The following is an 18,107-nucleotide window of genomic DNA, read 5'->3' on the forward strand; positions in this document are numbered from 1 at the left end:
GGGAAAGTTAAATTCGAACCCGATCGACGGGAGAAACTATTTTATAGCGGATTCCAGAGTTTCAAAAATGCTAAACATGGAATTCATATCGATGATTTCGAAAACCTTCTTCACGGCCGGTTTGATTCCCGCCAGTCTAAGTTCCACGTCTCTTTCTTTACAGATTCTAAGGGCGGCTACGATGATTCTAAGTCCTGCGGAAGAAATGAATTCCACGGAAGAAAGATCCAAAACCAACACGGGAGAATTTCCGGTCTTGATCTGATCCATAAACACGGATTCGATTCTGTGAGTGTTATGAACGTCCAGGTTTCCGATCAAGTGGATGATTTTAGAATGATTCTTTATTTCAGATGTGATTTCCATTCGAAGCCTTGTGTTGAAAATTCTTCTTGAGAACGAGAACGTTCTTACCGCCTTCGCTGGAATAATCGACCGAATCCATCAGCTTTTCGATCAGATAGACTCCGAATCCACCTTTTCTTTTGCCGCTTAGATTGTCTTCGATCGAAGGCTCTCGAACTTCCTTTCTCTGAAAGACTTTCCCGGAATCAATTAATACAATGGTGATCCAGTCCCCTGTAAAGCGTATTTTGCATTCGAACTTTGGATTTTTCAAATCCGTATTTTCATAACCGTGCATTACGATATTCGTACCCGCTTCGTCGCAGGCTAAAAGAATATCGTCTCGCAGAGATTCTTCGAGGTTTCTGACCTTGATCGTTTCATATACGAATTCTCGAAACAAAGGAATCGACGAGGTGTTCGCTTCGAATTCTCTGGAGAATTGATAGTCATCGTTGAATTTCAGAATCATCACGGTGAAGTCGTCGAAAAGTTCGGGCGCACCCGAAAATTCACGAACGAGTTTGAAAAGTTCTTCGATGATCTGCGCGGAAGGAAGATGTTTTCTCGCGATCACTTCGCGTATCATTCTTTCTAAACCGAACTCCTCGTCCTTCGCGTTTTTCTCTTCGATGGCTCCGTCCGTATAAAGAATGACCATGTCCCCGGGTTCCACGATCATACTTCCACCCTTGTAACTCGCGGAAGTAATGACTCCGAGCGGAGGACCGGAACCTTTGATGAGTTCCCAGGTTCCGTCCTTGCGAATCAGAACCTGATCGTTGTGACCCGCGGATGCATAATCTAAAGTGAATATAGCGGGATTGTAATGTATAAAGAATGTGGTTACGAACATTCCATTGTGGGAATCTTCGTAGATCAGGGCGTTTCCTTGTTTTAGAATGTCTTCGGGATTGAGATCGTGATTTCTCGCCAACGTACGAATGATCGAGGAACTCATCGCCATAAAGATCGCGGCGGGAAGACTTTTTCCCGAAACGTCCGAAACCAAAAAGGAATATTGTCCGTCTTGGTATTGATAGTAATCGTAAAAGTCTCCCGAAACTTCTTTTGCGGGAACGGACTTAACTCCCAAATCAAAGTTGGATCGGAACGATTTCGGTTCCGGTAGAATGTTCTTTTGGATTTCCCTCGTGATTTCGATTTCCCGTTCCAAGGAACGTTGCATCGCCTTTCTCGAGATCATCTCATTTTGGAGATTGAGCGTTTCGTGACCTCTCGCGATGAGAGAAGCGAAGGTTTGTAAAAGGCGAAGATGAGAATAGTTGTAGGAAAGTTTATCCACTCGATCCGAAACCGTGATCGCGCCGAAGGCGCTTCTTCCCTGATGCGTCAACGGAAGAACGATATAAGAACCTTTCAAATATTCCAGATCCAAGTCGTGATCGAATGAGAAATTTTGAATGTCTTCTTTGACGGTCGTTTTTTCCTCTTCGATGGAACGATGGATAAAACTTCCCTGATAATTCGTGGTTCTGAAAATTTCCACCGTCTTTTCGGACGTGTATGAGATCGAAGTAAGAATTCCCATCTTACGGTTGATGAGAAAAATTCCGGTTTTACTCGCGTCCATTTCGCTGTGGATCACGGGAATCGATTGTTTCATCAGATCGGCTTGATTCTTAGCCGAAGAAACCACTTGCGAAAGTTCGAATAAACTTTCCAACTCGGAAACTTTCTTTCGAAGATCCTTGTTCGCGGCTTCTAAGTTTTGTAAAAGACCGGTCTTTTGGATCGCGAGCGCGGAGGTTCCCGAAAAACTTAGGAATAGTTCGAGATCGTCCTCCGTAAAAAAAGTGCGATCGATCGTGTTGATCGCCTCGATCACTCCGATCACCTGACCTTCCACCAAAAGAGGAGCGGCCATAATATTTCTCGTAACGAAATGAGACGCTTTATCCACTTCCCGATAAACTCTCGGATCGTTCATCGCGTCGTTGATGATCATCGGTTGTTTGTCTTGAACGACCATTCCCGCGACGCCCTTGCCGACGGGAACACGGACCTTCGTAACCTCGTCCTTTTTTTCACCGAGTACAGTGTGAAAGTACAGAAATTCTTTCGAATCGTCCAAAAGAAGAACGCTACAGGCTTCGGTGCGAAATACGGATTTGGAGGAAAGCATGATCGCTTCCAAAAGTTGGGAAAGATCGAGAGACTTGTTGATGAGTCCCGAAACTCGAATGATTTCGGTTAACAAAAAATCGAAACGATCGGTTTGTTTACGGATTTGTACGGATTCGAGCGCGACTCTCGAGGTGGTCATTAAGGAAAGAACGACTAACGACGATTCGCCGGAAACGAAGGATTCCTCCAAAAGATCGGAGATGATCCGAGTGGTCGCTCTTAAATGTTCGAAATCGGATTCTCTAAATTCTCCGCCGCTTCCGTTCGGTCTTCCGAGAAAGATCGTTCCGAAGATTTTCTTTTGATTGTCCGACGACGAGGCTCCGAGTTCTCCGACGTGTAACACGCAACAGACTGAGTTTTGTTCCAAGGGTGGAATGAATTTGCTCGGACTGCTTCCCTTTTTGAGGTTTACGTCCTGACCCGTTTTAAAACAAAATTCGGAAACGAGTCTCGCTTCTTCGATCGCATTGGGGGGAGGATTTCCGTGAATGGATTTGAGACTTCCGTCTTCTAAACGAAAACTGAATATACCGAATTGAGCGGTTGTGAGTTGTATGATTTCCGTGAGGAGGGATTCGAAAACAATCGTCAGACCCGGATTGTCTTCCAGGTAAAGGTTTCCATCAGAACTCTGTCTGAGGAGAGAATCCTGTTTTTTACTCGAGATCAAAGCAGAGGTTCAGCCGGCCTGAAACTTTAAGGATTCTTCCCGAAGTTTCTTATTCGCATTTTCTAATTCTCTAATGCGAGTCAAGGCTCCCATCAATTCTTCTCGGGAAAGATTCGTAACGACGTTGGTCGCGTCGAAAGCTTCTTTTGCATCCTTCAATTCTCTACCGGAATACTGAATGATGCCTTCGTACATACGTATGATTTCATCCGCGTTTTCCAATTCCTGCTCGTTGAGTCTTAGAACTTTTTCGTATCCTTTGATAATATCGTTTTGGATCTTTAGTTTTTTTTGTAAATCCTCGATCGACTCACTCATCCGTAACCACTCCTTTTATTTGTATTGACTTCAAGGAAATCGGTTAAAACCTGATTTCTTAGCGGGGACGTAGCTCAGTTGGGAGAGCGTTTGAATGGCATTCAAAAGGTCGGGGGTTCGATTCCCCTCGTCTCCAGTCACGACTTCCGCCACTTGAGTTTTTAAACTTTCGGCACTCTGTCAAACTCTTTTACTGTCCCATTCCGACTCCGAATTTCATTTCTTGATTCTACTCTTCAAATCCGGCGAAAGCTTTCTTTTTTTATGGTCTTTTGTTCCGTAGAAAGAATGTTCGGTAAAGAAAACGAAATCCTCGTTTCGATAGACTATGCCGAATCCAATCCAAATCACTCGGTTTGAAACCGAAAATACGAACCCTCTGATTCTCATTCCCGATTTTGAATTTCCGGGTAGAACGTTATACGCAGATCTGTTCGTTTCCTCTTACGACGTTCGGATTTTCGAACTTCTTACGAACCGCGTTCAAGTCGACTTTCCCAAATGGGAAGAATGGATCGAAACTCTGAGCCGTGAAATTCTCACCTTAAAAAGAAAGGTAAAAATCGTCGGAGAAGGATTGTTCGCCGGAATCGTTTTCGAACTTTTAAAAAGACATCCTCAAACGATCGAATCGGCTTGCGTTCTAAATCCCCCACTTTCCAAATCCAACGAGAATTTTCCTTGGCTTCCGAAAAACGTGGATTGGATCTTGGAACGATTTCCGTGGAACCCTTGGTTTTTGCTTTCGGGAGAACTTCATTCCTTTTACGAATCTCTGGAAAAAAGTTTCCAATTCGGTTTAACGGATTCGGATTTTTTACCCGCTCTCGTTCTTACGAAAAGTTCGGGTAAGATCACGAATCAGATCCAAAACTTCGGAGAAACGATCGAACGGTTTCCGGTTTTTAGAATCGAAGCGAGCGATTCCAAATCGGTTCAACCCTTGGTACGGAATTTAGTCATGAAAATTCTTGCTGAGGTTCCGATTTCTTCTGTCCAAAAAAAGTCAAAATTTAAGATAGAACCTGGTTTTTAAGTATGTCAGTAAGAAAGATTTTAAGAATGGGAGACCCGCTTCTCCGTCAAGTTTCGGAGCCCGTCACGGAAGACGAGATGCAAACCAAAGAATTCAAAAAACTGCTCCGTGATATGTTCGATACGATGCGTCATGCGGACGGCGTAGGACTTGCGGCTCCTCAGATCGGAATTCTTAAACAGATCGTCGTGGTCGGTTCGGAGGATAACGAACGTTATCCGGGAACCCCGGACGTTCCGGAAAGAGTCATTCTCAATCCGATCATCACACCTCTCACAAACGACACTTCCGGTTTTTGGGAAGGTTGTCTTTCCGTCCCTGGAATGCGGGGTTATGTGGAAAGACCGAATAAGATCAGAATGCAGTGGATGGACGAAAAAGGAAACCGTTTCGACGAAACGATCGACGGTTACAAAGCGGTCGTCTATCAACACGAATGCGATCATCTTTTGGGCGTTCTTTACGTGGATCGTCTGAAAGATACGAAGTTATTCGGCTTTAACGAAACCCTGGATTCCGGTAACAATATTCTAGATTAAAAAAAATAAATATATGAAATCACTGGTTGAGTATTTCCTTTCTAAAAGTATATTCGTAAACCTTCTCACCTTCTTAATCATTCTGATCGGCGGTTTTACCGCGGTGCGAATGAATCGCGAAGCCTTCCCCAACATCAACTTCGATATCGTAAGCGTCGTAACGGTTTTCCCCGGAGCTTCTCCGGCGGAAATCGAGAAGTTAGTCACAAAACCTCTCGAAGAAGCGATCAAAGAAGTGGACGGGATCAAGGAATTTCGATCGGCTTCGATCGAAAACCGCGCGGGAATCGTGATTACCCTGGACCCCGATTCCAAGGATACGCAAAAGGTCGTGGACGATATCAAATCCGCGATCGACAGAGTGGAAGACCTTCCCGAAGAAGCGGAAGATCCTTTAGTTACGGAGATCACGACCTCGAGACAACCGGTGATCGAAATCGACATCAGCCTGAAATCGGACGATTCCAGCGTGGAAGCCGAAAAACGTCTTAAAGCTCAGGCAAAAATCGTGGAACAAGCCTTGGAAGACATTCCGGGCGTTGCGAGAATCTCCAAACGAGGCTGGAGAGAAACGGAGATGCAGGTGGACATCAATCCGGCCGCGATGTTCTCGCATTATCTCACGAGCCAAGACGTAATTTTCGCATTAAAAAACCGTAATATAAATTTTCCGGGCGGAAACATCGCCGGAAATCAAAAGGAAGTCATCCTAAGAACCATAGGAGAATTCGATTCTCCGAAAGAAATTTCAGGCGTTCATATCCGTTCCAACGAAATCGGGAATTCGATCCGAATCGACAACGTGGCCCATGTCACGGAAGGTTTGAAGGAAGCGGAATATCTCGATAAGGTCAACGGAAGAAAAACGATCGCTCTTACCGTTATCAAACGGGAAAAAGCGGACGCGATTCTAGTCGTGGACGAGGCGAAGAAAGTCGTCGAAGAATTCAAAAAGAATTCCAAGGACGAATTCGAATACGCGTTCGTAAACGATCTTTCCAAATATATCCGAAGAAGACTCGGTGTTCTTTTATCCAACGCCGTGGGCGGTTTGATTCTCGTAACCGCTTCCCTCTTTTTGTTCTTAGGCTGGAGAGTGGCTCTCATGACCGCGCTCGGGATTCCCGTATCTTTCGGCGCGACGTTCGTCATCATGAACTACTTGGGATTGACCTTGAATCTGATTTCGATGTTCGGTTTGATCATCGTAGTGGGGATCTTGGTCGACGACGCGATCATCATCTGTGAGAACGTGTATCGTTACATGGAAGAAGGAATGCCCGTGTACGAAGCTGCTCTGAAAGGAACGGTGGAAGTGATCGATCCCGTAACGGCCACGGTGACTACAACCGTCGCGGCGTTTGCTCCGATGCTTTTTATGACCGGAATTTTCGGAAAGTTCATCTACAGCATTCCGTTAGTCGTCATCATCGCGCTTCTCGCTTCGTTGTCGGAAGCGTTTTTTATTCTTCCCTCCCACTTATACGATATCAATAAACACAAGTTTCATTCGGGAGAAATCAAGGAAGAAAGCGGCTGGTTTTATAAACTCAAGGTCAACTACTATCTTCCTCTTTTGAAGTTCGCGTTAAGACATAGACTTCAGATCTTCGTTTATCTGTTTGCGATGTTGATCGGAAGTTTTGCTCTTTTTGCGGTGGCCGGAAAGTTTAAACTTTTTCCGGGATCGGTGGACGTGTTTCAAATCAAACTCACCGGACAAACCGGGATGTCGTTGCAGGAAACGGAACGATTTACGCACGTATTGGAAAACGAACTCGCTAAAATTTCCAAAGAAGAAATCGAAAACTACGTGACTCGCGTCGGAATCATTCAAAAAGATCCGAATGATCCGTTCACCAAACGCGGAAAACACTACGCGCAGATTCTCGTTTATCTAACTCCCGAAGAAAACAGAAAGAGAGCGACGGACGCGATCATCTCCGAAGTCAGAGAAAAAACGATCTGGCTCTTGAACGAAAAATCAGTAAAGATCGTGGAAGAAACCCGTAAGAAAGAAGCGGAAAAGAAAAAGGAAGAATACAAACCGTTCAACCTGGATTCTTTTCCGGCAGAATTCTCCCGTTTTAAGGGACAACTCCTCGCTTTGGATTTTGAAAAAATTTCGGGCGGACCTCCCGTCGGAAAACCGGTCGCGATCGAAATCCGCGGAGACGACTACGACAGTTTGATTCGGATCGGGGAAGAATACAAAGCGGTCATGGCCAAGGTTCCCGGTGTTACGGACATCGGAGACGATTTTAACGAAGGCAAGGACGAAGTAAAAATCAAGGTCAGCGAATCGCTTGCCTCCACGGCGGGAGTTTCGGTCTTTAAGGTCGCTCAAGCGATCAACACTGCGTTCCAAGGAACCGTGGCGACTAAGATTAAACGCGCCGATGAAGAAGTCGAAGTCAAAGTACGATTTCCGGAAGAAGTCAGAAAATCCATAGACTCCTTGAACAATATCTTTGTCAGCAACCAAGTGGGAAAACTCATTCCCGTATCGAAGCTGATTACTTATGTTCGAGAACCCGGTTTTGCGAATATCAATCACTTGGATGGAAAACGTCTTTTGACGGTGACCGCCAACTTGGATGAAACCAAAACGGACACAAGAAGGGCCAACGCGGAAATCGCAAAACTTTCCAAAGGAATCATCGAAAAGTATCCCGGATATAGAATGCGTTTCGGCGGAGAAAACAAGGACACGGAAGAATCTCTCGCAAGTTTGGGAAGAGCCTTTTTAGTCGCGTTTATCATTATCTTTATGATTCTCGCCTCTCTTTTTAGATCGTTGATTCAACCGGTCATCGTAGTCAGTTCGATTCCGTTCTCGTTAATCGGAGTGATTTTGGCGTTTGTTCTTCATGGAGAATACTTCGGCTTTCTCGCCTTCTTAGGAATCGTCGGTCTTGCGGGAGTGGTCGTAAACGATTCCATCGTTCTCGTCGATTTCGCGAACCAGTTGAAGATGGAAAAACCGAACGAAGACATCGATTCGATTCTCATCGAAACCGGTTTGTTGCGTCTCAGACCCGTGGTTCTTACCACAGTGACCACGGTTCTCGGTTTATTACCGACCGCGTACGGAATCGGAGGAAGAGATCCGTTCCTTGTGCCGATGGCGCTTGCGTTCGGTTGGGGACTTGCGTTTTCCTCTTTTTTAACCTTGGTCGCGGTTCCGGTTTTATATAAGACGGTGCATAACGCGCAGGTTAGAATGAACCGCCTCCTGGGAAGATATTAGATTATTATAAAATCTGAATGCTTTCTTTGAAGCCCATAAGTTTTACGGAAAAATTTTCGGAATTCCGACGAAATCTTGATCAATCTTGGTGATCGTTGATGATTTCCGGAACGGTCACGAAATGATATCCTTTCGAAAGCATTTCCTGGATAAAATCGGGAAGAATGTAGATCAGCTTTTCGGATTGTCTCGGAGAACCCAAGTGCATCAAAATGATCGCTCCGTTCATTCCGTTCTTGTCCGCCTCTTCCCATCTGTATAAAAAGTCCAGAGCTTCGGCTCTGGTTTTGTAATTCGGGTTCGGCATGATTCTCGTCTTGCCGGTCTGAGGATCTTTCTTATAAATGAATTTCTTATATACGAAATCCGGAATATCCAAGGACCCCACCGAGTTGTTGCTCCAAAAGATATGATGGGTATAACCTAACTTGCCGAAGGTGCGGATCACGAGAGGATCGAAACCACCGTACGGAAGACGGTAGTATTTCGTAAGTTCCTTTCCCGTAACGGACTCGAATTTCTCCTCCACCATTCTCATTTCTTGTTGAAGAAAATTCGTGTCGGGGATCTCGTCCGAAACGTAACTTAAGAGCGCCCTTTTGCGAAGAGAGGGTTCGTATAAACTTCTCGGAATATTATAATGACTCCAAGTATGATTTCCGAATACGACTCGGTTTCCGAGTTCGGAAAGCTTTTTCAAATAGTATAGGTTCGTATTGCTGAAGAAGGATCCGTTTTTGAGAGCCGGGTTCTCGTTCGAAACGAACAACGTGATCTTGATCGGAAAACGGGAAAGATATTCGTAGATCAGCTTTAAATCTTCTCCCGTTCCGAGGTCGAAAGTGAGCGCGATCTCCTTAAAACGAACGTCGCCTCGGTTGATATTTTTACCGACGTCGGCGCCCGGAAGAATCTCCAAATTCGTTTTGTTTTCCGAAACCTGATCGGACAGATCTCCGTCGGGAACCGCGTCATATAAATCCGATTTGAACTTAAGAAGTTCCTCTTCCTGTTGTTGTTCTTCCAAGCGAAGAGAGGTTAAGGTTTCTTCCAGGTTCGTGATATGAACCGTTTGTTTTTCGACCGTGGCTTCGAGTCTGAAAATTCTATGTGTTAAGGTAAGAATGGAAACGGCGCTTAAGAAAGTGAAAAAGCCGATGGAAAAAAGTATACGAAGAGTTTTGAACTTTCTTTCGATTACCTCGGACTCGATTCCGCTCTTTTTGATTTCGGAAATCGTTTTGGAAAGTTCCGATGATTCTTCCTCGCTTAACATGAAGATTCGATTGAAATTGGGAATTTCGAATCCTTCAAATCATTTTTAGGAAATAATTTTTAAAAATTTTCCCTTTTTTCCCTGTCTCACTAAGTATTCTTTTCCTTTTTGAATCGGAAGTTTTTCGTCCGTAATCTTATCTTCGGAAAGATACAAACCGCCCGCTTTGATGAGCCTTCTTCCTTCGGAAACGGATGGAACAAAAGAAAGTTTACTCAAAACCCAAACGAGCAAAGGCTCCGGCGTTTCGGCAAAGAATTCTTCCCCGAGGGTGACTTCTTTGATATCATCGGGAACCGCTCTGGATTTGGGATTGTGGATTTTTTTCCATTCTTCGATCGCCGCTTCGTTTTCGGACGCGGGAGAGAATTGATCCATGATCAACTTTGCAAGTTCGGTCTTCACTTCTTTCGGATGAAGTTCCTTTTTTGCCATTCCGTTTTTGCGGTTTTGAATTTCAGGCAAGGGAAGATCGGTCAAAAGTTCGAAGTAATTCCACATCAGATCGTCGCTGATCGACATGAGTTTCCCGAACATGTCGATCGGAGCTTCCGTAATTCCCACGTAATTGCCGAGGGATTTGGACATCTTTTTGGTTCCGTCAAGTCCCACAAGTAATGGGAGCGTAAGAACGCACTGCGCTTCTTTTCCGTATTCTCTTTGAAGATCGCGGCCGACCAAAAGATTGAACTTTTGATCAGTTCCTCCGAGTTCTACGTCGCATTCCATCGCGACCGAATCGTAACCTTGGACGAGAGGATATAAGAATTCGATCATAGAGATCGGTTGTCCGGCCTTATAACGTTTGCTGAAGTCGTCTCTTTCGAGCATTCTCGCTACGTTGTATTTGGAACTGAGAACGAGAACGTCTTCGAAATTCATTCCGGAACACCAGCTTGAATTGTAGACGATTTTCGTTTTCACCGGATCGAGAACCTTAAAGACCTGGCTTTGATAGGTTTTGGAATTCTCAAGAACCTCTTCCCGAGAAAGTCTTTTTCTGGTTTCGGATTTACCCGTCGGATCTCCGATCATCGCGGTAAAATCTCCGAGTAAAAACGAAACCTCGTGACCCAGATCCTGAAAGTGTTTTAATTTCTTGAGTTGAACAAAATGACCGAGATGAAGATCCGGCGCGGTCGGGTCGAAGCCCGCCTTGATTTTAAGCGTTTTCTTTTTTTGAAGTTTGGATTTTAACTCTTCTTCGCTGATCAGATCAACGGCGCCTCGGCGAATGATTTCGATTTGTTTTTGAATGTCCATGAAAGAAAAATCCGGATCGGGTGTGAAACTTAATGCAAATTTGTAGGGGGAAAGAAACCTGTAAAGCAGGAAGAATTCTCAAAATGGAAAAACAGAACCGAGCCGAACAAATTTCTAAACTTCAAAAAGAGTCCTTTGATATTTTGATCATCGGAGGCGGATCCACCGGAGCCGGAGCCGCTTTGGATGCAGCCAAAAGAGGTTATAAAACGGCGCTCATCGAAAAGAAAGATTTCGCATCGGGCACCTCTTCCCGTTCCACCAAACTCATTCACGGTGGAGTTCGATATTTGGCTCAATTTCATTTTAAACTGATTCACGAGGCTTTGACAGAAAGACAAAGGCTTTTGGAAAACGCTCCTCATTTGGTCAAACCTCTGAAGTTCGTTCTTCCAGCGTATCGTTTTTACGAAAGACCTTACTATGGAATCGGTCTTACTTTGTATGATATTCTCGCGTCGAGAGGGAAACTTCCGTCGCACAAAACGGTTTCCAGATCGGAAACAATCTCCGAATTTAAAGCGATCAAAAAAGACGGCCTTTTCGGCGGAATCACCTACTACGACGCGCAGTTCAACGACGCTCGTTTGAACGTATTGATCGCAAGGTCGGCGCAAAAAGAAGGGGCGACCGTAGCCAACAGGGTCGAATTGGTTTCTTTCATTAAGGAGAATGGAAAGGTAAAGGGAGCCAATCTCAAGGACTTGGAAACGGGAAAGACCTTTCCGGTTTACGCGAAAGTGATCGCGAACACCACCGGAATCTGGGTGGATCATATCCGCAAACTCGACGATCCAAGAACGTTTAACGTTCTTTCTCCGAGCCAAGGAATTCATCTTGTGTTCTCCAAAGAAAAAGTTCCCTGCGAATCCGCGATGATCATCCCGAAAACCAAGGACGGACGAGTCGTGTTTATCATTCCTTGGGAAGATCATGTGATCTTAGGGACCACCGATACTCCGATCGAGAATCCGGGAGACGAACCTCTTCCGATCGGAAACGAGGTTCAATTCTTACTCGATACGGGAAATGATTATCTGGAGAATCCGGTTTCCGAAAAGGATATTCTTTCCGTGTTCGTCGGAATCCGTCCTTTGATTTCTCCGGAAGGAAATCAGGATACGAAAAATATTTCCAGAGAAGAAGTCATTCTCGTTTCCAACTCGGGGTTGGTTACGATGGGCGGAGGAAAATGGTCCACGTATAGAAAGATGGCAGAAGATCTCGTGGATAAACTGATCCAAGTCGGAAACCTGGACGAACAAGAACCTTGTTCCACGAAGTTTTATGCCTATCCGGGCGCGGACGGATATTCGGAATCCTTGTATCAGGAAATCGAAAAGACTTATAAGATCGATACGATCTTTGCAAAACGACTTCAGAATTATTACGGAACCGAAGTTTTTGAAATTCTCGGCAAAAAACCGAAACTTTTAGGAAAGGGAATTCCCTACTTCGAAGAAGAAGTTCTTTTTGCAGCCCGGGAAGAATTCGCGTTAGGCGTCACGGATGTTCTCGCGAGAAGATTTCGGATTCTTTTCGTGGATTTGAACATGGCTCAAAAGATGGTTGTGCCGGTTTCCGCTCTTCTTTCCAAACAACTCAAATGGAAAGATAAAACGAAAAAGGCGGAAGAATCCTCCGCCTTGGAATTGATCGAGAGTTTAAGAAAGTCTTATCGTTAAAACCGTTTATTCGTTCCGACAAAGACTTTTCGTGAAAACAAAGCGCGCCCCACCCTTGTTTAGGGTGGAGGGGTGCGGTGGTGGGAAATTTTCCGCAAAAATCTTCTCTATCAGAAAATTCTAATCTTCACAAGAAGATTTTCATCGAAGTCCTTTGTCGGAACTCCGACAAATCTTAACCGTCGATATAATCTTTCAATTTCTTAGAACGAGAAGGATGTCTGAGTCTTCGAAGCGCCTTCGCTTCGATCTGACGAATCCTTTCTCTCGTAACCTTGAATTGATAACCGACTTCTTCCAAGGTCTGAGGATAACCATCGTCCAAACCGAAACGCATACGGATCACTTTTTGTTCACGCGCAGGAAGAGTATGTAGAACCTGACGAATCTGTTCCGCGAGAATGCTCGAAGCCGCCGCATTCACCGGAGTTTCCACTTCCGTATCCGGAATAAAATCTCCGAGTTCCGAATCTTCCTCCGAACCAACGGGGATTTCGAGAGAAATCGGTTCTCTCGCGACGTTTTTGACCATCTTCACTTTTTGAACCGGCCAGCCCAATCTTTCGGCGATCTCTTCGTTGCTCGGATCGCGCCCGAATTCCTGAACGAACAATCGAGTTTCTCGGATCACCTTGTTGACCTGTTCGATCATGTGAACCGGAACGCGGATCGTTCTCGCCTGATCGGAGATCGCGCGGGTAATCGCCTGACGAATCCACCAAGTCGCGTACGTGGAGAATTTATAACCTTTCTTATATTCGAACTTGTCCACCGCCTTGATCAGACCGATGTTTCCTTCTTGGATCAAATCGAAGAAGTGCATTCCTCGGTTCGCATAACGTTTCGCGATGGAAACCACAAGACGAAGGTTCGCTTTCACGAGTTCCTTTTTGGCTTGGGAGATTTCTCGTTCGCCTTTGATGATCTTTTCGCCCCAGTCTTTGATCTCTTGAACGGTGGAACCCGCTTCCTGTTCCATACGACGAAGTTTTCTTTCGTTGTTGCGAATGTCCTTGATAACCTCTCGAACCTCGTCGATGTTTACGCCCATCTTCACTTCGATGTCGTCTAACTTTTCGTTCTTTTCGATAAAACGGTTGAACGCTTTGATGTCGCGAACGTCCTGTCCGTACTGAGCCTTAATCTTTAAGAAATGACGATCGATCTCCTTGATTCTAAAGACCATGGACTTGATCTTTTGGGAGATCTTTTGGATTTCCTTTTGGGAAACGCCGAGCTCGCGGATCGCGTTGTGGATGATTTCTGTGGAAGCGTCTATCTTCTCTTTGAATTCCTTATACTTTTTGGAGGTTTCGGAATACTTTCTGATTTTGGAAACCGCTTCCTGAAGAACCTTTTCCTGTTCTTGGATCACGAGAATATTCTTAAAGAATAATTCCTCGAGTTTATGCGCCTCTTCCGCGTTGAGCGCATACATTTTGTCCACTCGGATCAAATCGTACACTTTGATCTTTTTGCTACGGATCTTCGGTAAAAGTTTTATGTAGTTCGCACGGAGAATGGAAGAACTTAAGATCGTTTCTTCGATGATCTTTTCGCCCTTTTCGATTCTTTTTGCGAGAAAGACTTCGGTTTCACCGGAAATCAAACTTACCTTTCCGATTTCTCTCAAATAAAGTTTGATCGGATCTTCGGAACCGCTCGCTGAGGAAGAGGATTCTTTTTTCTTTCTCGCAGGTTTGGAATCGTCCTTAGGAACGAGAGTGGAAGCCGGCTCCAGAGTGTTTCTGGTATATTCTTCCACGATTTCGATTCCCATCTCGTGCAAGAGGGTGAAGAAATCGTCTATCTTTTCTGAGTTCAGAATTTTATCGGGAAGAATCTCATTGATATCGTCGTATGAGACTTCTCCGTTTGCCTTTCCAAGAGATATAATCTTCTGAACCTCAGGCATGCTTTGCAGATTTTCCATCATTCCCATTCCCTCTAAATTATGTGGTAGCCGACTGATTCCGGATATGTTCCAGAATCTTTTCTTTTTCCTTACGGTAGAAACTCAGTTCCGTAAAGATCTCGGGCGTAAAAAAACGTTCTCTTCTTTGATCGAGTTCCCGAATTCTATCCTCGATTCTAAACTTCTTTTGTTGTAACAAAAGAATTCGAAAAACCTTATGGAGTTCGCCCGGTTCCGTCTTTTCGGAATCCTCTTCCAAAAGATACGGAGCCAAGGCCTGTTTCAAATCCTCGGGCAAATCCGAGGCTAAAATTTGTACCGGAGAGATTTCGCCTTCTCCCGTATAAATCGTATATAAATAATCCCAAAGAAAGGAACTCGCGGTATCCATGAATTCCATCGAGGAAATTTCCTCGGAATAGGAAAACAAACCGGTGTGTTTCACGAGCATGGAGATGATTTTTCTCTCGCAATCCAAAGCCGGACCTGCGATCTGTTGAACTTCCTTTAAGTTAGATCTAGTATCGGCATTCGAGGGTCCATTCTTTGCACCGGTTCCACCTTTAAAATCGCGGAGAACCGCATCCATGCTGATTCCGAGTTTGTTCGCCCCCAGTCCCAAAAAGAACTGCTTGTCGGTTTCCCGATTCAGGTTTTGGATAAAAGAATATAAGTTCTGAAGCGCCTTTCTTTTTTTCTCGGGCAACGCGCGAGAATCCGCGTTTTCCAGCAATTCCTCTACGACAAACTCGGAGCCTTGGATTTGATTCGAAATGATTTCGTTCAATTCCGGTCGGGTCAGGGATTTGGACAAATCAAAGGGATCTTTTCCTTCGGGAAGAAGTACGATGGAACATTCCATTCCTTCTTTTAGACAGATTTCGGCGGCTCTGAGAGCGCCTTTCTTACCGGCGATGTCCCCGTCCAAAACAAAGGTCACTTTTTCCGCGAACTTCTTTAAGGTTCGAATGTGATTCTCCGTTATGGCCGTTCCCATGGAAGCGATCACGTTTTCGTAACCCCTTCTCACCAAACCGATCACGTCCAGATAACCTTCGACGAGCATCGCTTCTCCCGTCTTACGAACCCCTTCTCTGGCTCTGAAAAAATTATAAAAAGTACGGCTCTTATCAAAGACCAACGAGGCTTGGCTGTTGATGTATTTCGCTTCCTTACCGGGCCCTAAAATTCTTCCCGAAAATGCGATGGTTCTTCCCGATAAATCCAAAACCGGGAACATGATCCGATCCCGAAAGAAATCGTAAGGGCGGTTGTTTCCCGCTTCCTTTTCCCGAAGAAGACCTAACTGAATTGCTCCCGCAATTTCGTCCTTGGTCTTTAACACTTCTTTGGCGAGAGTATCAAAACCTTCCGGTGCGTATCCGAGCCCGAACAACCGAATTTCGGAATCTTCGATTTCCCTGGACTTCAGATAATCCAAGGCATTCTTCCCGACCGGCGTATGTAACAGATGTTGATAATATTCAGAAACTCTTTGATTGATCTTGTATAAAAAATCCGAAAGTTCCGCGTTTTTAGAGCTCTTTTCTTCGAGAGGAATTCCGGAATACTCGGAAAGAATTTCCAAGGATCTGGAAAAATCCACTCTCTCATAATCCATTACGAAACGAATGAGATCTCCGGACGCTTTACAACCGAAGCAGTAATAAAATTGTTTCTCAGCGGAAACGTTGAAGGAAGGTGATTTTTCCTGATGAAACGGACAAAGTCCTAAGAAATTCTTTCCTCTTTTTTTGAGAGGAACAAAACGGGATATATAAGATTCGATAGGGACTTCCCGGTGAACTCGATCAATAAAATCCTTTTTGTTAGACAAAGATAGCCCACTTATGAGATTCAGGAAAGCCTGGATTTAACGATTGCCGAAACCTTAGTACCGTCGATGCTTTTTCCTTTGAACGCGGCCATAACACGACCCATGACCTTTCCCATATCCTTTGCGGTCGGTTGCATTTCCGCAAAGATTTGATCGATCGTTGCGATGATTTCCGACTCCGGAAGTTCGGGTGGGAGATACTCCTTGAGAACGGAGGCCTCGCCTTCTTCCTGCGCTAAAAGATCGTTTCTTCCGGCCTTTTGATACATCTCGATCGCATCCAGACGTTTTGCATAAGCTTTCTTGATGACGGAAACGACTTGATCGTCCGCGAGTTCTTTCGCTCCGGTTTTGGTCAGTTCGTATTGAATATCGGATTTGAGAAGACGAAGCGTGGAAAGATGAGGTTCTTTCTTCGCTTTCATCGCCTCTTTCAGATCGTCATTGATTTTTATCTGCAGGGACATAGGTTTTTAAGATTCAAGTGAGTGGAATCCGAAGATTCCGATTTTGGCAAAGCCTAAGATTAGGCTTTGTCTTTTTTAGAGAAAAGGCGTTTTTTCTTTTCTGCTTTTCTTTTTGCGGATTCGATCGCTTTTTTCTTTTTAATACTCGGTTTTTCGAAGTATTCTCTGCGTTTGATTTCGCTCATAATTCCTGCGTTTGCGCAGTCGCGTTTGAAACGTTTCAGAGCAGATTCGATCGACTCTCCGTCTTTTACAATGATTCCTACCATTCTATTCTTAGGTTCCTTCGTTTTAATAGCCGCTCCGAAAACGAATCATTCGGAGACAAAATTGCATGCAAAAATGACCATCGATTTCCGTGAAGAAATAGATAGACGAGATTTACGATACCAGAAAAAGGGGGTATTATGTCAAGGGTTTTCCGACAAAATCTCAAAAAGACGTCGGTTTTCCGACGATTTTGACCTTAGGCGGCAAAAAATTCCGCTTTTTGGATTTCGGAAATCTCGATTTGTGCTACGATTCCGAATTTTCCATTCTTAATCACCACGTCTCCGTTGAGCCTTCTGTTTTTATCCAACTCGATCACGGTTCCGTTTTTTAAATGAAGAATGATATCGATCCCTCTGTAGTCGATGTATCTTTCCAGGGTTTTCTTGAACTTTTCTGCTTGATCCATTCTTTCCTCCGAGGGGTGGCCTCGTGAAAATTTACGGTACAACCGTTCATTCCCTGAAGAACTTTTTAAAAAAGATTCAAATTACGTACATCGGTTTCAAACGATTTCGCTTAACAAGCGTCATGTACTTTTCGAATTCACGAGGAGTTCTTTCCAAATCGGTTCTATGGTTTCGATCGGAGAAGATAGTTCCATAAACTGAATCTCGTAGTCCACGATGAGATGATTCACCTGAAAGACGACTTCGTCGAATCTCGCTTGAACGACTTCCGTTTTACAATCCGGAGATAAGGTGAGAATCGACCTCGGACTTAAGACATACAATTTATCGTAAGGTCTCAAATGCGCTTGGATGATCGCCTTGAGTTCCCGCATGATTTCGCCGGATCTTTGTTCTCCGAGAAGTTTAAAGTAAGAATACAAATCCTGAAATCGAAAGTGCGTGATCACCATTTCATTGCTTAAGGAGTTTCGAATATCGCGCACGATCTGATCCGAAAATTCTTCGAATAGATCCTCCGAAATTTTGTATTTATGAGTGATCGGTTTGATTGCGGATTCCATCTCAAGGCTCCCTTCTTCTTTGAATATCGGATCGGATTCCTTTGAAAATTCGTAAGATTCTTTCCAATCGCCCAATTTTAAGGGAAGAATCGTTTTTTTCAAGAGAGCTTTT

The 18,107-nt window shown here is 44.5% G+C and carries 15 protein-coding genes and 1 tRNA gene; 5 read left to right on the forward strand and 11 right to left on the reverse strand.

Features of this window, described 5'->3' with window-relative positions:
- Positions 1–36 precede the first annotated feature (36 nt).
- From LEP1GSC052_RS05480 to LEP1GSC052_RS05490, 3 genes are read right to left on the reverse strand one after another with little or no spacing between them, the layout of a single operon-like run.
- Positions 37–366, reverse strand: a complete 330-nt coding sequence (locus LEP1GSC052_RS05480) for an STAS domain-containing protein (RefSeq protein ID WP_010574811.1) — start codon at positions 364–366, stop codon at positions 37–39.
- Positions 350–3,166, reverse strand: coding sequence for a SpoIIE family protein phosphatase (locus LEP1GSC052_RS05485; protein WP_010574812.1), 2,817 nt, complete (start codon positions 3,164–3,166; stop codon positions 350–352). The genes LEP1GSC052_RS05480 and LEP1GSC052_RS05485 overlap by 17 nt, the downstream gene beginning before the upstream one ends.
- Positions 3,167–3,175: 9 nt before the next feature.
- Positions 3,176–3,484, reverse strand: a complete 309-nt coding sequence (locus LEP1GSC052_RS05490; RefSeq protein ID WP_010574813.1) for a hypothetical protein — start codon at positions 3,482–3,484, stop codon at positions 3,176–3,178.
- Between the two features lie 63 nt (positions 3,485–3,547).
- On the opposite strand from LEP1GSC052_RS05490, the gene LEP1GSC052_RS05495 reads away from it, so the two are divergent.
- From LEP1GSC052_RS05495 to LEP1GSC052_RS05510, 4 genes are all read left to right on the forward strand, one after another.
- Positions 3,548–3,620, forward strand: a tRNA-Ala gene (locus LEP1GSC052_RS05495).
- Positions 3,621–3,812: 192 nt separating this feature from the next.
- The gene (locus LEP1GSC052_RS05500; protein WP_010574814.1) at positions 3,813–4,520 is read left to right on the forward strand and encodes a hypothetical protein; all 708 of its coding nucleotides are present in this window, start codon (positions 3,813–3,815) and stop codon (positions 4,518–4,520) included.
- Positions 4,521–4,522: 2 nt separating this feature from the next.
- Complete coding sequence (gene def / locus LEP1GSC052_RS05505) at positions 4,523–5,059, forward strand: peptide deformylase (RefSeq protein WP_010574815.1); 537 nt, start codon at positions 4,523–4,525, stop codon at positions 5,057–5,059.
- A 13-nt stretch (positions 5,060–5,072) separates the two neighbouring features.
- Positions 5,073–8,309: an efflux RND transporter permease subunit gene (locus tag LEP1GSC052_RS05510; RefSeq protein ID WP_010574816.1), complete on the forward strand. Its 3,237-nt coding sequence runs from the start codon at positions 5,073–5,075 to the stop codon at positions 8,307–8,309.
- 79 nt (positions 8,310–8,388) lie between these two features.
- Here the strand turns inward: LEP1GSC052_RS05510 and LEP1GSC052_RS05515 are convergent, their stop codons facing one another.
- Both LEP1GSC052_RS05515 and tyrS read right to left on the reverse strand, forming a co-directional pair.
- A complete protein-coding gene (locus tag LEP1GSC052_RS05515) occupies positions 8,389–9,585 on the reverse strand; it encodes a polysaccharide deacetylase family protein (protein ID WP_010574817.1) in 1,197 nt (398 codons plus the stop codon).
- Between the two features lie 45 nt (positions 9,586–9,630).
- Positions 9,631–10,848, reverse strand: a complete 1,218-nt coding sequence (gene tyrS, locus LEP1GSC052_RS05520; protein ID WP_020985609.1) for a tyrosine--tRNA ligase — start codon at positions 10,846–10,848, stop codon at positions 9,631–9,633.
- A 32-nt stretch (positions 10,849–10,880) separates the two neighbouring features.
- Here tyrS and LEP1GSC052_RS05525 point away from each other — a divergent pair, with 32 nt between their 5' ends.
- Positions 10,881–12,533 (forward strand): glycerol-3-phosphate dehydrogenase/oxidase, encoded by a 1,653-nt coding sequence (locus LEP1GSC052_RS05525; RefSeq protein WP_040912863.1) that lies wholly within the window; start codon positions 10,881–10,883, stop codon positions 12,531–12,533.
- Positions 12,534–12,708: 175 nt separating this feature from the next.
- On the opposite strand, the gene rpoD is transcribed toward LEP1GSC052_RS05525, so the two are convergent.
- The 6 genes from rpoD to LEP1GSC052_RS05555 form a co-directional block, all read right to left on the reverse strand.
- On the reverse strand, positions 12,709–14,466 hold the full coding sequence (gene rpoD, locus LEP1GSC052_RS05530) for an RNA polymerase sigma factor RpoD (RefSeq protein ID WP_010574820.1): 1,758 nt from the start codon (positions 14,464–14,466) through the stop codon (positions 12,709–12,711).
- A gap of 19 nt (positions 14,467–14,485) precedes the next feature.
- Positions 14,486–16,285, reverse strand: coding sequence for a DNA primase (dnaG, locus tag LEP1GSC052_RS05535; protein WP_020986737.1), 1,800 nt, complete (start codon positions 16,283–16,285; stop codon positions 14,486–14,488).
- 20 nt (positions 16,286–16,305) lie between these two features.
- Positions 16,306–16,752, reverse strand: a complete 447-nt coding sequence (locus LEP1GSC052_RS05540; protein ID WP_010574821.1) for a GatB/YqeY domain-containing protein — start codon at positions 16,750–16,752, stop codon at positions 16,306–16,308.
- A gap of 59 nt (positions 16,753–16,811) precedes the next feature.
- Complete coding sequence (gene rpsU / locus LEP1GSC052_RS05545; RefSeq protein WP_000232823.1) at positions 16,812–17,021, reverse strand: 30S ribosomal protein S21; 210 nt, start codon at positions 17,019–17,021, stop codon at positions 16,812–16,814.
- A 197-nt stretch (positions 17,022–17,218) separates the two neighbouring features.
- Positions 17,219–17,431 (reverse strand): hypothetical protein, encoded by a 213-nt coding sequence (locus LEP1GSC052_RS05550; protein ID WP_010574823.1) that lies wholly within the window; start codon positions 17,429–17,431, stop codon positions 17,219–17,221.
- Positions 17,432–17,551: 120 nt separating this feature from the next.
- Positions 17,552–17,995, reverse strand: coding sequence for a hypothetical protein (locus LEP1GSC052_RS05555; protein ID WP_040913309.1), 444 nt, complete (start codon positions 17,993–17,995; stop codon positions 17,552–17,554).
- Positions 17,996–18,107 lie beyond the last annotated feature (112 nt).

Origin of the sequence: Leptospira kmetyi serovar Malaysia str. Bejo-Iso9, from assembly GCF_000243735.2 — a bacterium.
GTDB classification, from domain to species: domain Bacteria; phylum Spirochaetota; class Leptospiria; order Leptospirales; family Leptospiraceae; genus Leptospira; species Leptospira kmetyi.

Bases quoted from the DNA above. Each gene is read 5' to 3' on its own strand.
- rpsU (WP_000232823.1), bottom strand. From the start codon at position 17,021: ATGGTAGGAATCATTGTAAAAGACGGAGAGTCGATCGAATCTGCTCTG.
- LEP1GSC052_RS05555 (WP_040913309.1), bottom strand. From the start codon at position 17,995: ATGGAATCCGCAATCAAACCGATCACTCATAAATACAAAATTTCGGAG.
- LEP1GSC052_RS05500 (WP_010574814.1), top strand. From the start codon at position 3,813: ATGCCGAATCCAATCCAAATCACTCGGTTTGAAACCGAAAATACGAAC.
- LEP1GSC052_RS05510 (WP_010574816.1), top strand. From the start codon at position 5,073: ATGAAATCACTGGTTGAGTATTTCCTTTCTAAAAGTATATTCGTAAAC.
- LEP1GSC052_RS05550 (WP_010574823.1), bottom strand. From the start codon at position 17,431: ATGGATCAAGCAGAAAAGTTCAAGAAAACCCTGGAAAGATACATCGAC.
- LEP1GSC052_RS05515 (WP_010574817.1), bottom strand. From the start codon at position 9,585: ATGTTAAGCGAGGAAGAATCATCGGAACTTTCCAAAACGATTTCCGAA.
- def (WP_010574815.1), top strand. From the start codon at position 4,523: ATGTCAGTAAGAAAGATTTTAAGAATGGGAGACCCGCTTCTCCGTCAA.
- LEP1GSC052_RS05525 (WP_040912863.1), top strand. From the start codon at position 10,881: ATGCAAATTTGTAGGGGGAAAGAAACCTGTAAAGCAGGAAGAATTCTC.
- LEP1GSC052_RS05490 (WP_010574813.1), bottom strand. From the start codon at position 3,484: ATGAGTGAGTCGATCGAGGATTTACAAAAAAAACTAAAGATCCAAAAC.
- rpoD (WP_010574820.1), bottom strand. From the start codon at position 14,466: ATGGAAAATCTGCAAAGCATGCCTGAGGTTCAGAAGATTATATCTCTT.
- LEP1GSC052_RS05540 (WP_010574821.1), bottom strand. From the start codon at position 16,752: ATGTCCCTGCAGATAAAAATCAATGACGATCTGAAAGAGGCGATGAAA.
- LEP1GSC052_RS05480 (WP_010574811.1), bottom strand. From the start codon at position 366: ATGGAAATCACATCTGAAATAAAGAATCATTCTAAAATCATCCACTTG.
- tyrS (WP_020985609.1), bottom strand. From the start codon at position 10,848: ATGGACATTCAAAAACAAATCGAAATCATTCGCCGAGGCGCCGTTGAT.